This window comes from Aestuariivirga sp. (assembly GCF_047600585.1).
In the GTDB taxonomy this organism is placed as follows: domain Bacteria; phylum Pseudomonadota; class Alphaproteobacteria; order Rhizobiales; family Aestuariivirgaceae; genus Aestuariivirga.
On record NZ_JASGKP010000001.1, the window covers coordinates 3,157,013 to 3,172,237 of the forward strand.

The window sequence follows — 15,225 nt, forward strand, 5'->3', positions numbered from 1 at the left end:
CAATCAACTCACGTTCGCATGGAGTGCAAAACGACTAGAAGGCTGACGTCGGCAAGAGAATTGCTGGCCCACGAATGTGAATGTTCCGGTCCGCTATACCGCGTCCCCGTACACCTCAACATCTCTTCCGGAAATTATGCTCGCTCAACTAAAATGCAAACATCACATTGATCGACGGACCGTGAAGCACGTTCTCACCACGTCCAGAAGGAGAAGTGAAAAGGTTTGCCTTGCGGAATGATGTTCCGTCCAGCACCATCAGATTGTAACGGGCACCAATTGTGAGTTGATTGTTAATGGCCCAGTCGATCCCAGCGTATCCACCGTATGTATACGCAGTCCTATTTTTCGAACCTTTGGGGTCACTGTAGGAGGTTCCAGCGTCGTGATCGATGTTGCCGAACAACACTGAAGCTTCCGCACCACCAACGAGACTAACGCCACCAGACATCGGAACTGCGGCATCAAATCCAAGTTTGGGCCCAAAGCCATCAAAACCAGACGACAAGCCACAGCAGCCAAGAGGACTATCTGGATGGTATCCTTGATCCTGGTCCCATCCCAAGTACCTTATTCCCAGAGATGGCCGGAAGTTGATATCACCGCTTCCCATCTGATAACCAATATCAGCGTCAAAGTTCAGCATCTTTGCATCATCGACACCAAATCGGTTGTTCCCGGTCCCGCGGAGTTTCCCTTGCGACAGGTCAGCACCTCCGACCCCTACACGCCAATCCCAGCCGTAAGGCGTCACATAGCCGAAGTAGGCGCTAGCCCACACTCCGTCGCCTGTCTTGAAGTCTCCGGGCGTTATAATGTTAGTGCTTTCAATTCCTGACCCAACGTCGCCAAAGGCGTACGTGCCATTTAACTGGATGTACCCATGGCCCGGATCCGAAGGAGCCACATCTGCGGCGCGCAACGGCGCATTCAGCGCTGCGATTGCCAATGAAGAAAGCAAAATACCCGCTAGCAACTTTGACATGGCCGACTCCTAAGCGTTGAACATCTTTTAAAAAAGCATGAACCAACGTTAGGATTCTAGTAGAAAAAACTACCCAGCAAAATCGTAAGTGCTGCACATGTTTCTGGCTTTGCCAGCAAAATCAATTACTAAGCGCAAATCGAAAGTGTGTCAGAAAAGCAACACAGCTCTACCTTTTCTTCGATGCGTGCACGGCCATCTTACACGTTCCTTGGGCTGGCCCCGACAGCCGCTCTACAGAATGCCTTTCCGCTTGAAATATCCAGCCAGCACTTCCCGGATTGCGGCAGCCCGGCTCTCCGCCTCCGTTGCCTCAACATGCTTGTCCAGCGCGCCCATCAGGTCAGGCTGAATCCGAACCACCACTTGCTCGCCCTTGCCAGTAGGTTTCGGGCCGGGCCTCTTCCGCTCAACATTTTTCATCTGTGCTAGCACATTTCTCTTGCCACTAATATTGAACCGTGCTAGCACAATAACAGGCCGGACGGAAGCGCGAACTTCCAATCCGGCCCTAACCACAACGCAAAGGACCCTTGCATCATGGCTACCGGACACAATATCACCAAAGGCCTCTTTGAAGAAACCAACCTCATCGATGACGCATCGATGAAGCTCAGCATTGCCAGCGCCATTCTCAACGCGCTTCATGAACAGCACAACGACCTAAGAAACACACCGAGCATTTCGCAAAAGGAAATCTCCGTGCTCATCTTTGCGGCCGCACGGCTCGTTGAGAGTGCCGACGCCTCGGTTCAGTCTATGCCTTTCAAGGCGGGTGAACGCCATGAGGCCGAAGATGCGGAGGACCGCAAATTGGCCGCTTGACTGCCTGACGGTGGCATTGTCTTGGAGTGGCGGCTCTCACTGGACCGCCCCACTTCACACCTTTTATGTTCGACCACGCGCAAGGCGACGCAAGTGAAGGCTATTCAGCGATCTGAGTTTGGATAGACGCCTTTGAGCACAGTATCGAAGTGAATTCTTACGCTGCGATTGCAATTGCACGATGCTCCAGCCAAGGCGTGTTTGTCGGCAATGGTCAAGCGCCCGCGGGACACGGTGAGAATCCCGTCTTCCTTGAACTTATTCAGAACGCGGCTGACATAACTGCGACCTACGCCAAGCATCGAGCCAAGCTCATCTTGTCTGAGCGGGACAATGTTGTCACCGGTCCGATCCATTGCCGCAAGAATCCACTTCGCGGCACGTTCCTCAACGCTATGTATCGCATTGCAAGCGGTGGATTGAAACATTTGCGCCATTAGACAATCTGCATACCGAGTGAACAGCCGGTCGAAGGAAGCAGACCTGTCCTTTGCAGCCTCCAACGCATCAATTGGTGCGGTCAAGAATGGGCCACCAAATTTTACGGTGATCTGACAGTAAGCTGGAAGATGGCCAGCACTCACAATACCCCCCACCGCACCCTCTCGGCCAACAAGGATAGTCTCGACGTCTGCACCGTCGGTGTTTGTTACGAGAAAGGAAACCAGGCTTGGGCCAAGGGGGAAGTAGACTTTTCCAACGTGGTCTCCGGGCACATAGAGTATATCTGCGGTTTCGCGCGTCTCGTTCATGAGATGCCGCTGAATGAGTGCAAAATCGTCGCTTCGAAGTGCATCAAGCAGGCCGCTGCCGCTGCTTTGACGGTCCATTGCCGTTCCCCACTATGGTGTAAGAGGTTGCAACCCTAGCGTAAATTTTAGGTTGCGAATATGCACAAGTGCACAGACAGAGCGGGCGCCACCTTTTAAAAGACTACAACCTAGACGAGGGCTTCCGAGCACGGCTAGCATATCTCCTCGGGCACAGGCGCCGCGATCATTTTACTGAACAACGTAACGCTTGGAGACCGACCTGTCGAAAAAGTTGCGATTTGAGCCTCGCCACTACTCGGTTTTGGTGCTGGAGGACGAGCCACTCATTGCCATCGACCTCGAACACATGTTGAGGCAACTCGGGTTCACTACGATTACTCTGGTGGGAACTGTCGAGCGCGCACTTGCGACGATTGATGCCTATGATCTAGCAATTCTGGACGTCAGTCTGAGAAATGGCACGTCTGCGCCTGTGGCGGAGGCGTTACGTTCAAAAGGAGCGCCTTTCATCGTTTCTACAGGCTACATCGACACAGGGCCAATTCCCTCCGCACTCAAGGTACAACCGTTCTTGCGGAAGCCATTTTCTATTGAAGACTTGGCGTTGTCGCTCAATCAGCTTTCTCTGCCTTAAACCCTGTCAGTGAACAATCATTGCCGACAGCCTTGCATTCACCGACTCGGATAGCACGATCAGCATCAAAATCGGATCAGCTTGGGTAAGGTCCATTGAACTCAGAATGGCCAAGCAAACAGAAATGGATCACCACCTGTGCTCAACTCACCACAGGTAACACTGCCAACTCGCTGCCTGCTAGAGATATGGGTACCATTGCTGCTGCAACATAGCTGAAAAAATTGCCCTTCCATCTCGTCATCACTGGAGTAAGTGAGACCTCCTATCTCTCAAAGTGGAACATCTGATGCCCCTCAACAAACACGACCTTTCCAAGCTCAAGAAAATCATTGCCTTGGCAGAAAAGCTGATGGCCGGTTCAGCAAAGAGGGCTGCAAGACCAAAGCCGGCATCCCGGATTAAGCGTATCAGAAGAAGCGGCAAGGAGTTGGTGGCGTTCAGAAAGATGCTGAAGGCTGAGCGCAAGAAGGGTGCATCAGTTGCCGACCTGGCCAAGACGCATGGCGTTAGCACTGCCTACATCTACGCCTTATGATGTGTGGGCCTGATAAGGCACCCAGCAGATTCAAATTAATCGGTGCATCTGAGCCTGAAGATGCCAGCATTCCACATAGATTACGGGCTGCGCACTGCCCGGTAGGCATTCACGATAGCGCTAACGCTGCGTGCGCCTTCCTGTGAATCGGTACCAAAGCCAATTACGGAAATGCGCATCACCTGCCGACCACGCCAGACGGCGCCACCTGCAAAACACTCCCCATCCTCCTGTATCCTCGCGATGACATTCCGCGTGAGATGGTCACCATCCTCATCGGAGAGATCGGAACCGAAGCGAACAATCACCTGATTGAGGACAACATCGTTGAGGATCTTGATTCCATATTCTTCGGTGAGCTTTTCGGCCATCATTTGAGCGACTGCACAGTGCCGATTAATCATGGAATCAATGCCGGCGCGGCCGAGTGCCTTAATCATTGCCCACACGGCAAACCCGCGGGCACGCCGTGAAAGCTCAGGCACATAGTGGCTTGGATCCCGTTCACCCTCCACCGTTCTCGGAAGATAACTTGCAGCAATGGTCATGGCCCGACGGTGGGCCAACTCATCTCTCACGATCGCAAAGCCGCTGTCGTATGGCGTTTGCAACCATTTATGACCATCCGTTGCCCAGCTGTCGGCGTCTTCAAGGCCCGTGGCCAAGCTTTCTTTTGACGAGCTGGTTCGCGCCCATAAACCGAAAGCACCGTCAACGTGCACCCACGCACCTTTTTTCTTGGCCCGCGGTATTATTTCGTCAAATGGGTCGAAGGCACCGGTGTTGATCTGACCCGCCTGAAGAACCACGATCAAGGGACCAGAAACTTTGGACACAGCCTTGATAAAGTCCGTGGCACATATCGCACCTTGAGAATTGGTAGTCACACGCAAAACGCGTTCTCTACCAAGGCCCAGAAATGAGAGCGCGGAAAAGACTGTAGTATGGGCGTCGTCACCGATTAAAACGGTGATCGGAGGCGCGCCAAATAGGCCCTGTGCTTCAACATCCCACCCGGCGCGGCGCAGAACCTCTCCTCGCGCGGCCGCGAGACACACAAAATTTGCGACAGTAGCGCCAGTGACAAAGCCGACAGACGACTGGGCGGGAAGCTGAAGCAGCTCCAGGATCCATTTTGCCGCTACGGTTTCAGCCGCGGAGGCTGACGGTGCTGCAATGTGATTTCCCGTGTTCTGACCCCAGGCACTTGTCATCATGTCAGCCGCAGCTCCCACAACGTGGGAACTACCAATTACCCAGCCGTGAAATCGATTGCCCGTGGACATCTGCAGGCCCTTCTCGGCCTTTTCGGCAAGTTCTTCCAGGGCCGCGATAGCATTGACCGCATCCTCCGGCAGAGGTCCGTCAAAGTCCTCAACGCATGCTCCATAGGATTGCATTGGACTGTGCGGCCAATCGGGCAAAGAGATTCGAAAGCGGCTGGCGCGGTGGGCGGCAAGTGCAAAGATACTTTTGATTTCGTCAGGCGACATATCACACCTCAAAACGCAGTTTTGCGGATACGTGATAGCACGGGATCAACAGAAGTTCTCACACCTTGGAATTTGGCCGCAATTGGGGGGCCGTAGAGCCCCCGCGTGTTCTGCAACTTCGCGTTTTTTCCGCTGGTGAAGTCTTTCTGCCCTAGCTGTCGGAATACATGGAGACCGATGTTTTCATGACAGCTGCACCGTGACGTGTAAGTGGCGATCAAACCTGTTAAACTGCTCCAGGCGCGAAATCAGTTGCTAAGGGAGGACTACGACGAGAAATTTTCATACAACCCCCGCCCAACCGCTGGTAGCGTACTCGTGAGCCTCCATCCGATTTGCGGTGGTGACTGATTGGGACGAGCTTTGATGATGCAATCTCTTTTTGCGCGAGCCACGGACGGCGAATGGATGACCACTCCTGAAGGCAACAGACGTCGCGTCGTTGCCCACACCGAGGAGCTCATGGTGGTCGAGTTTGCATTTGAAGCTGGCGGCGAAGGCTGGCTGCATTCTCATCCCCACGTCCAGTCAAGTTACGTGGCGGAGGGCACCTTCGAAGTGACGATTGATGGTCACTCCGCCGTGCTTAAGGAGGGTGACGTATACATCGTACCTTCACGCCTTATCCACGGCGTGAAGGCACTTTCCCAAGGGCGGTTGATAGATAGCTTCACGCCGAGTCGCACAGACTTCTTGACCTCGCCCGGCCAACCCAAATAGCTCTATGCGGCGTAGCCACGCCATGTAGTCGCAAGAGCATAAGCAGCTATTGATGTTCAAATTAGATGTGTCGGGAATTGCGAGTTTGTGCGGTCGTCATGGGTTTGAACCCCTCGTCTCTCAATGGCTGGGGTGGGTATTGGTTCAATGTGGAGCAACATGTGGCCAATCCCCACTAGTGCCACATGGTCTGAACTAAGTATTTTGAGCCTGGTGAAGAAGTAAAGTGTGAAATGAAAAACTTGGTCCGCTCGCTGGCAATTGGAAGTTTAGAGACAAGCGAAGGGGGATCGAACCCCTGACCTCGGCATTGCGAACGCCGCGCTCTCCCAACTGTTACAACGACTTGCATAAGGGCCCGTCGAAGCCTGATGTAGCAGTTTGATGTAGCACTTTCCAGAGGTGAAGGTCAGACACGATCAGTTCTTCTCCTCAGGTTTGACGCATATCGGCTCGCCTTTGCCCGGCCAGATACAGCCCCATTCCGGTCCAAACCCAAATGACCGCATACCCATCGGGACAACCAACAAAGCTGCGAATGTGGCCGCCAACATCACAAATGCGAGCAAAATCGCCCCTACATCTCCCAGCCGGAGCCGTAGCCAAATGACTGTGCGGCTAAGCAGCTTCATGCCAACCCTCCCTATGCACCACTCATTGAGGCAAGTGTGTCGTGTTATCGTATTGCAGATCGACGCGTGTCTTTGGTTCTGCGCTTTGCAATGCTGAGAGCATACTGCTCCTCCTTGCTGTCAACCATGGAACAAATTTTGCGGTAGAGGGGGAAGCCCAAAGATATTGGCGCGGCCTTTGGTGCAAGGACCCAAAAAACAACTCCACGTTCGTCGGTCCAGTCTTGCAATTCGTCCTCTGGCACCATCTTCTGAATGCGAGCTAGGAGTTGTGAGACCAGACCGAGCGTACTTGACGATACCAACACCTCACTGCTGCGCCGCTTACCAGAGCGATAGACAGTCTTGCACGTCACGACAGTGATCGCTTTTCGAGCAATCTTTGAGTACGTTGTTTTGAGCTTCGGTTCTGTGGCATCAAAGGTCATGGACTGGCCAGTTAGTGCATGTGTTAGCCTAACTCGAATCCAGGTGTTTTTGTTTCCATTGACCGTCTTCATCACACCTCCATTTGATGGTCCAGATAGTTGGACTCTAGTGATTGGTCAGCCCAGACGAGTTCGCACTGTTGTTCGGTTTGACAGCACACCACGCTGCGACATTGCCAGTTCTGGGCCGCGAAGCTTTCCCTAGCCGTACTCAGCCGGGCATAGACTAATCCTCGTCTGCAAAAGCCGCCCTGATCAGCGACATCATATCATCGTTTTCGGTGAACCACCGCTTTGCGATGAGAGAGATGAATTCGTTTGTGCTCAGATGGGCATCGCGGTGAAGGTGATGTTTACCCAGTAGCAAGTTCAGCTGTTGCTCCGACCAGATGTAGACAGCCCCACTCTGTATACAAGTTTCATCCTGACCAAAGACCTTAAACTGCAGGCCGCGCTCAGTGCAGTAGCTTTCGATCCACCTTCGATCCAGATTCAGAATCTTCTCAACCGTCCGCAATGGAAGGTAGCCGACGGCTTTGTCCTTCCCCACCCTAGACCATGAGGCTAGGATAAGCTCGGCGTCGTCCGACGACATATGCTGAGTTCCTCCCGTATCTTCCGCTGTATGCGCCTGAGTTATAGTTGTCTTTGGGCGTCGCTTGGGTCTTGTGCGTGTTGCGTCGTTTGTCATGCGTGAACCACAGCATGTTTTTCCACTCAACAGAACACAGTATCCTAGTCCCCCAGCCAACTCTCAAAACCTCTTGGGATTGGCGTGATTTCAATAGTTTAGTGAGGGGTCGCTGAGCCACTCCTCCTCACGCTCCTCCTCACATTCTCCTCCTCACGCAGCACAAGGACGCCCCCAGCCCCGGACCGCAGCACTTTCCCGGTGGAAAATTTTCCGAGCGGACATGAGAGACCTGGGAAAACGTTGGGGCAATGGACGCTTTCCCCCATGCACCCAGATGGGACCCATAGTCAGCAATGAGTAGCTCAATTGTTCGTCCCCTTCCGGCGACCTAGATCCCCTCAGAGACAATCGGCTGGTTGCTTGCTGCTAGATGCGAGTGATGTAGGTGACATCAGTAAAAGTGAATTGAATGTGCGCCCGGTCACGAGTGCTGAGGGCAGTGAGGACAATGTGTCCGGCACGAGAAGTGGACGGCATCAAGGTATCGAACTCAATTCGTTGAGCGTCGTAAGATACGTTTGTCACCACATATGGCTCACCATCCACGAAGTCCTTGGCGTTTACAAAAAGCTGACCACCTCGGATTTGAATATCGTATTCGGTCCTCCCATCGTCTTCTTCCGAGCGCCAAACGCCAAGCAATGACATAGGAAAATTCAAGAGAACAACTTCCGCCATCGTGAGCGAGCCTCGCAGAGAATGTTCCGCAAAGACTAATCCTTTTGCCTAAGGGTAGGAAGTGCCGTTGGCTGCAATCAGGACCGTGCCTTGCTTGGCCGGAGAAGAGATCGAGTCTTTTGAGTATAGCCGGACTGCATCACTTTCCGGACAGCATATTTTGGAGCGGTCGTGAGAGAGCCGGGAAAACGTTGGGGCAATGGACGCGTTCCCCCATGCCACCCAGATGGGACCCGATTAGCAATATGTCATCTAACTTGGAACGTAGTAGGCTACGATCATGATGGGTGGAGGCAATGCATGACAACGTTCGTAGTGACTTTCCGTCCGCATATTTCCCCGGAACGAGTAGATCACTTGAGCGGCATCCTGGGGCAAGAGGGTATTGTGCAGAGTATGCAGCCGCACGTCTTGGCAGTAGAGGTCCACCGCAAAGTTCGAGTGCCCCAGATGGTCAGGATGTTGGAGAACTGGGAGCGCTGCGGGTGGCTAGCTTGGACCTTTGAGGATGACAAGTCCGGAGGCCAGACTGGTGGAACCTTGGAGAGCGAAGACTAGTGCAGAAGCGCCTCACTCACCGCTAACTCGCACCAATCAATCCTCATCGTCCTGCTGGAGGAGGAAGAACTCTTCAGGTGACATGTGCTTCAGCTTGCGTTCGAACTCAGGGTCCGTTCGCCTATCGTTGGGCTCGATGCCCTTCTGCGCCTTCCGAGATGCGTGCCTCAGGTAAACCGCCATTTCGGCAGCCTTCAGCGCCCGTGCCTCTGCCCGGTTGGGACGCCTTTTTGGCTTCTGCTTATCAACGGAGGCAGTGTGGACCATCACTAAAGGATATCATACTCAGGCGGCCCAATGAACATGCACCAGTTGGGTATACTCTTGAAGAACTTCAACTTTAAGTGTTCCAGACTGGAAAATTGGACCCAAATCTAACCGATACTCTTGAAACCACCCGAATTGAACTGGGCCATAGCCGCCAATCGGCACTGAACGTATTGGCCGCAGCTGCTACGGCGAGATCCGAGAGAGCGCCACCAGCAGCCGGGTTGCCGTTGTCGTTGGTGGGAAGCCAGATGTAGTCCTGACGGCAAATTATGTAGAGGCCAATGCGCTAGCGGCATTTATCCTTCGGAGCGCAAAAGACGAGAGATGTCCTTAGAGTCGACCTTAACTTTGTGGAATGCTTCTGGCATTTCACCTATTTCAGATCGTCTAACTCGGGAAACTTTGCATAGATAACTGAGAGTGTATCGACTTCAATGCTTCCTATTGCCAGGCCAATACCTCGTTTCAATTCTCTTAAATTTGGCTCATCCCACGCGTTTTCTTCCGCTAAGATGGAGTGGAGTTGAGCAATAGCCAGAAGACATTTCTCTTTGGCTGATTTTGCAAGTTGAATGTCCATCTTTTTGTCCCTCTCACTACCCAAGTGGTTGACCCATGCAGCGTCTGAAACAGCCCCGATACACATTTCCGTGGTCAAGATGCATTAAGTGCTGGCATTCCTCAAAACACCTATCTCGACGCTCCCGGTCAGTTTCACAAGATTGTGGATAGGGAGTGAAGTTTGGGAGCTCGGTCGGCCTCGGCGAAAATGGGTAAGTGGAAAGGCCATCCCGATCTATTTTCACTATTGGTGAATTGAAACTATACGCATAAATGCTCGGCCCATCAACAAACCCAAGGGGGTCAGGCTGTGTGTAGCGACCGGTGACGGGGTCGTAGTGGCGGTGCCAGTTGTAATGCAGACCTGTCTCAATCTGGAAGTACTGGCCAGGGAAACGGAGATTCAGGGCCTTCGTGCCTGAGAGGGCGTACGCTTCGCCCCACGGCCTCCAAGTGGCCTGCCAGACTGTGGACTTGCTCCCATCGGTCATGCGGATGGGGCGCCCCAGATGGTCAGCATGCACCTGATACAGATTAGAACCTTCCGCAACGGCCAAAGGCAGATCTGGGGGGCTGTTGTCGTTTGCAGCACCTGCGATGTTGAGATCGCTGGACAGAGCACCACCGGGCGCAGGGTTGCCGTTGTCGTTGGCGGGAAGCCAGATGTAGTCCCTGACCGTCGCACCCGTTGCCGCATCTGCTTCGGCAATGAGATGGCCGTCCAAGTCATAGATGTAGTTCACCGTCCCTGACGGTCCACCCGGAGCAGACGTCGTCCTCGATGTCATCTGTTCGAAGGCATTGTAGCCATAGGTGGCGTAGCTGACGCTGTTGCGGATCACTTCCATCAGCCGGTTTCGCTTGTTGTAGGTGTAACTAAAGCTCTCTCCAGGACGGCTCTCGGTCAGGGTGTTCCCTGCACCGTCAGAGGTATAGCTCCTGAAGGCTGCGCCATTCTCCGTCATGCTCGACAGACGATTGGACGTGCTGGCGTAGGTTGCCACACGGTTAGCTGTCGTCGTCACATCCGTCAGCCTGTTGCCGACTGAGTCATAGCTGAAGCTGTTGGAGCCCCACACGCCACTGGCAGAGGCCAGCCGGTTGGCAAGTGTGTACGTCAGTGTGTTGCTATTGGCTGCGGTGACCTGATCTGTGATTCCAGTCAAGTTGAGGTTGTCACCATAGGCATAGGCGTAGCCGCTAATCAGTGTCGCCCCATCCTTGAGCTGCAACTGGCTGATACGGTAGTCCTGATCATAGCTGGCCGTGGTCACCAGGCCATTGCCATGGGTCAGGGAGGCCAACAGATCACTCTGCGGTTTCCAAGTAAGACTGGTTGCCACGTCAACAGCGGTCGCGCCAGAGTTCTGCTTGGTGGTGACGCTCGTCACCTGCCCCACGCTGTTGCGTCCTACAATGACGATCCGTCCCGACGGATAGGTAATCTGAGAGACACGGCCAGCTGCATTGTATTGATAGGACGTGATGTAGGTCTGGCCCCCAATCACGCGGGTATCGGTGATCACCCGTCCCAATGAGTCGTAGACCATGGCGGTTGAGCCAGATTGATCGGTCACGGAGGTCAGTCGACCCTTGCCCTTGTTGCCACCTGCCACGCTGTCATAGGTATAGGTGACGTTTTGTGCTGTTGCGGCAGGATAGGTCTCGGTGAGCAGCCGCCCAGCATTGTCGTAGGTCAGGTTGGTTACGACCCCACGACCGTCCGTCTTCTGGGTCACCAAGCCCCTTGCATCATAGACAAACACCGTGGTTCCCGCGTCAGGAGAAGCTTCCTGGATGGCATCGCCAAAGCCATTCCGCACATAATCGGTCGTGATCGTGCGGGGGTCCTGATAGGCCGTGATGTCATCCCGGCCGTTGCGCGTCAGGTTGACCTGGGCACTTTCTTGGTTGGTTTCCCGGATCAGCCTTTGCAGGCTGTCGTACGCATAGCCGTAGAGGTTCGTCCGAGGATCCTTGATCTGGATGCGAAGGTCCGTCCGGTCATAGGAGTAAACAGTCTCTTGGCTGCTTGCACCAATTGACTTCATGAGCCGGCCGAGCTCGTCATAGGCCATCGTCATCTGCCGGGTGATCGTTCCACCCGACACCGTCTTGGTCGTGCTCGATGTCATATCGCCATTGGCGTTGTAGCCATACTCAACGACTTCACCGAGATTGTTGGTGACTGACGTCAAGCGCCGGGCATCGCTGTAAGCATACTGGAGATATGCCCCGTCTGGCTCCGTGATCTTGGTCACCTGACCAATGGCATCATAGTCGATGGTCGTCACGGCTTGGCTGGCCCCTGGATTGACCGTGATTGTCGTGAGCCAATCGCGCGCGTTGTAGGCCAGCGTGGTATCGACGCCATTGGGATCTCTGATCGTCGCGGGCAAGCCATTCGACGTCAATGCAATAACCTGCGTCACATTCCCCACCTCGTCGGTGACCTGGGTGAGGTTGCCATGCCCGTCATATGCATAGGATACCGTGTCCCCAGTACCTGCCAATGGCCCATCGACCGAGGTCAGCAGATTGACTGCCGCGGGTGCGGGAAGCCTGCCGATCAGCCGCGTGGTCACACCAGTCAGGAAAGCCTGACTGCTCATCAGGTTGGCAGCTGAGGGGAAATTCAGGCGAACCTTGATCTTTCGGGTGCCAACGGGGACGTCATAGGCCGACACGCGCTGCTGCCAGACGTCCTGAGATGTCTGGCCCACGGTATTCGTGGTTCCGTTGGTCAGGACCGCACCGGACGCGTCAAGGAAGGTCACCTCGACGGCTGCAACCGAAATGCTTGACTTGGTGGTCTCGATCCACCCGACCTCGATCCGCCGAGCACTGTTGTCGATTTCAGAGACGCGGTCGGAGGGAATATCAATCGTCTGGACAACACTGTCGGCGTTTCGGGTCGTCTCACCAAAGCAGGGGAAGAAATTGCAAGGAGCTGCCGTCACCTTTCCGACTGTGCCATTCTCCGCAGTCCAGCCCGTGATGCCCGAGCTCTCAGCGTCTGGGTTTGTTATCCGGAGGTATGGCAGGGCCGCAGCCGATCCATCTGCAATGAGCTTGACGGCGATATTGTCGACGTAGCCATCGTTGGCAGACCCAACATACCTGTTCATCATCATGACCAGGCGAATGGTGCGCGTGTTGGCGGGGACAGGATATTGAAGGGCTCTTTGCGTCCAATTCTTCAGAATGATGATAGCAGATGGTCCAGAGCCTAACGTGTTTCCTGATCCGTCCAGGAACACCACCCGCATGGCCGCTGCATCTTCGGTCACTCCATTGGCAGCCTGGCTCCATTGAAGCGTGACAGCCCGCTTTCCCGCATCAACTTCTGCAGTATTCCCTACAGGTACAGCAATGTTCTGGTATGCGATTGTTTGGGCTGACGTCCCACCGGTAAAGCAAGCCGACGCTGCACAGGCACCCGTGGTCTTGGTACCGAGTGCTCCCAGAGAATTGGTCCAATTCGCGGTGCCACCAGACGCATCGGGGTTGAGAACGGTCAGCGTAACATCTGACAGCGCACCTGATGTAGGGCCCACTGCAGGGGGTGACGGTTGGGAGAGGGAGGTATATCCGAAGTTAGTCGTTCTCGTCTGTCCATTGGTTGAATAGGGGAAGGTAGTTGTCGTGGTGTCCACTTGGCTCAGCTGAGACATTTGGCCGTCAGTATTGTAGGTGAGATTTGTTGTCAGGCCCGGAGCAACAACCTGAGTGGCCAAGGGCTTCGTGGCATCCCAGGTGAATGACGTGGTTCGGGCGTCAGCCGTTCCAAACCCTTCTGTCATTGTGAGGGGAAGACCACGTGTGTTACGCGTCCACTTCGTGACGCGGCTTTCCGCGTCGGTCATTTGTGTGCGGAAGCCGTTTGTGTCGTAAGCATAGCTGGTGTTGCTCGCTACACAGTTGGTTGACGCAATTCCGTCGACGTTTTGCAATAGTCTGATTTGACCGAGCATCTTCGTATAGGAATAAGTCGTCACCTTCCCTAGCGGATTGGTCACTGTGGTCTTGCCCAGCGTGTCATCATAGGAGAAGGTGTAGCTGTCTTCCCCGCCAATATGCTTGCTGGTCAATACGCGACCAATAGTGTCGTATGTCCAAGAGGCAAAGGCCACACCCTTTTCGTCGGTAATTCCAGCAAGTGGATGCCTGTTCAAGATTGCCTGCCAAAGCGTGCCATCCCACCCCGTTACCGTCGCATAACTAAAGACTTGCTTTGGGTTATCAAGGTCTGTGCCAGGCGTGCTATCTGGAAACGTAGCCGTCCACAGTGTCCAGTCTTGGTCCTGTACAAACGGTGCTACCGGGCTATCCGTAGTCAATCCGGATTCGGGATCAAGATACTTATAAGAGAAGATCTTGCCATCGCTGGTCGTGATCTTTCGAACCAGCTTCTCCCGGCTCGGGCTTGTCTCATACTCGAAAGAAAGGGAGCGGCCCAGGCTGTCCCTCACAGTCGTTAGGAATACTCCATCGTAAGTCAGATACTGAGAGAATCCGGAAATACTCCGAATTTCGATAAGCTTTCCGTCATCATCGAAAGCATAGACGGTACCATCCTCCATTCGCAATTCCACACGGCCAGCCGCAACGCTGATCGCAATGTCGACGTCGGTGCGATATCGATCCCAATAAATGATTGCATCTGATGTGGCATGGGGCCTTGGCAAAGTGTTCTTCCAAACCCCGCTTACAAGTCGGAAATGATACTCCATAGCATCTGGAAGTATGAAGTGCAGGAGATCGCCGTTGGAAGCTTGGGTGGGAGAAGTAAACCCGCCAGACAAATCATAGGCACCATATCCATCGAAGTTCGTCCGCCAACCCGTCCCCATCATCGTACGAAGCGGCGCGGCAACTGTCATGAACTGGCTGTTGTAAAGCCGACTTAACCTCAAAGGACTGATGCCTCCTGAGGTCCAGTCATCAAATCTCTGAGTTTTTATCCCGGACCCCACATCAACTGGATTGGCAGTTGATAATGCTCCCCCGCTTTGACACGTCTGATGAACCCTCTGCCGGTCCACAATCAAGCATGCAGTACCACCCTGAACTTTTGATTCCTTCTCATTGCAGTGAAGGAGTGCTGCTCCCCCACATTGGAAATCATCTGTGGGATGGGCCACGCATACAGCGTTGTTTCCAATGCTGTAGCAAGAGCGGTGACCCCGACAAAACGATGCGTCGGCTGAGGAAGGCCACGTACACTTCATATCGGACTGTGCAGTACGAGTGCCATCGAACTCACCGCCAATGGCTCCGCAATGGGTTCCTTGCCAATAGCCTGCCTGCGCGTGCTGAGTGGACATTGTCATGTCCGCTAATAACACAGAAAAACATGCAACAATAACAAGAAGGTTTTGGCGCGCTGCACAAGCAAGAGACATGGAACAACTCCCAAATCAATGCGCCGTGCTG

The 15,225-nt window shown here is 53.9% G+C and carries 14 protein-coding genes; 4 read left to right on the forward strand and 10 right to left on the reverse strand.

Annotated elements, in window-relative coordinates:
• Positions 1–148 precede the first annotated feature (148 nt).
• Positions 149–985, reverse strand: a complete 837-nt coding sequence (locus QM801_RS15540) for an outer membrane protein (protein WP_415020120.1) — start codon at positions 983–985, stop codon at positions 149–151.
• 234 nt (positions 986–1,219) lie between these two features.
• Positions 1,220–1,633, reverse strand: a complete 414-nt coding sequence (locus tag QM801_RS15545; protein ID WP_415020121.1) for a ribbon-helix-helix protein, CopG family — start codon at positions 1,631–1,633, stop codon at positions 1,220–1,222.
• Between QM801_RS15545 and QM801_RS15550 the strand changes: the two genes are divergently transcribed.
• On the forward strand, positions 1,526–1,810 hold the full coding sequence (locus tag QM801_RS15550) for a hypothetical protein (RefSeq protein ID WP_415020957.1): 285 nt from the start codon (positions 1,526–1,528) through the stop codon (positions 1,808–1,810). The two genes, QM801_RS15545 and QM801_RS15550, sit on opposite strands and share 108 nt — an antisense overlap.
• 104 nt (positions 1,811–1,914) lie before the next feature.
• Here QM801_RS15550 and QM801_RS15555 read toward each other — a convergent pair whose 3' ends face one another.
• Positions 1,915–2,640, reverse strand: a complete 726-nt coding sequence (locus QM801_RS15555) for a Crp/Fnr family transcriptional regulator (protein ID WP_415020122.1) — start codon at positions 2,638–2,640, stop codon at positions 1,915–1,917.
• Between the two features lie 190 nt (positions 2,641–2,830).
• Between QM801_RS15555 and QM801_RS15560 the strand changes: the two genes are divergently transcribed.
• Positions 2,831–3,217 carry a response regulator gene (locus QM801_RS15560; RefSeq protein ID WP_415020123.1) on the forward strand — a complete coding sequence of 129 codons (387 nt, stop codon included), beginning with the start codon at positions 2,831–2,833 and terminating at the stop codon, positions 3,215–3,217.
• Positions 3,218–3,506: 289 nt separating this feature from the next.
• Positions 3,507–3,755, forward strand: coding sequence for a hypothetical protein (locus tag QM801_RS15565; protein ID WP_415020124.1), 249 nt, complete (start codon positions 3,507–3,509; stop codon positions 3,753–3,755).
• 80 nt (positions 3,756–3,835) lie between these two features.
• Here QM801_RS15565 and QM801_RS15570 read toward each other — a convergent pair whose 3' ends face one another.
• Complete coding sequence (locus QM801_RS15570) at positions 3,836–5,248, reverse strand: pyridoxal phosphate-dependent decarboxylase family protein (protein ID WP_415020125.1); 1,413 nt, start codon at positions 5,246–5,248, stop codon at positions 3,836–3,838.
• Positions 5,249–5,611: 363 nt separating this feature from the next.
• On the opposite strand from QM801_RS15570, the gene QM801_RS15575 reads away from it, so the two are divergent.
• Entirely contained in the window at positions 5,612–5,968 is a 357-nt protein-coding gene (locus QM801_RS15575) for a cupin domain-containing protein (protein ID WP_415020126.1), read from the forward strand.
• Positions 5,969–6,644: 676 nt separating this feature from the next.
• Here the strand turns inward: QM801_RS15575 and QM801_RS15580 are convergent.
• The 6 genes from QM801_RS15580 to QM801_RS15605 form a co-directional block, all read right to left on the reverse strand.
• Entirely contained in the window at positions 6,645–7,100 is a 456-nt protein-coding gene (locus tag QM801_RS15580) for a hypothetical protein (RefSeq protein WP_415020127.1), read from the reverse strand.
• Between the two features lie 154 nt (positions 7,101–7,254).
• On the reverse strand, positions 7,255–7,623 hold the full coding sequence (locus QM801_RS15585) for a hypothetical protein (protein ID WP_415020128.1): 369 nt from the start codon (positions 7,621–7,623) through the stop codon (positions 7,255–7,257).
• A gap of 465 nt (positions 7,624–8,088) precedes the next feature.
• Positions 8,089–8,400, reverse strand: coding sequence for a hypothetical protein (locus QM801_RS15590; protein ID WP_415020129.1), 312 nt, complete (start codon positions 8,398–8,400; stop codon positions 8,089–8,091).
• Positions 8,401–8,994: 594 nt separating this feature from the next.
• On the reverse strand, positions 8,995–9,225 hold the full coding sequence (locus tag QM801_RS15595) for a hypothetical protein (RefSeq protein WP_415020130.1): 231 nt from the start codon (positions 9,223–9,225) through the stop codon (positions 8,995–8,997).
• Between the two features lie 376 nt (positions 9,226–9,601).
• Positions 9,602–9,808, reverse strand: a complete 207-nt coding sequence (locus QM801_RS15600) for a hypothetical protein (protein ID WP_415020131.1) — start codon at positions 9,806–9,808, stop codon at positions 9,602–9,604.
• 16 nt (positions 9,809–9,824) lie between these two features.
• Complete coding sequence (locus tag QM801_RS15605; protein ID WP_415020132.1) at positions 9,825–15,194, reverse strand: RHS repeat-associated core domain-containing protein; 5,370 nt, start codon at positions 15,192–15,194, stop codon at positions 9,825–9,827.
• Between the last annotated feature and the right edge of the window lie 31 nt (positions 15,195–15,225).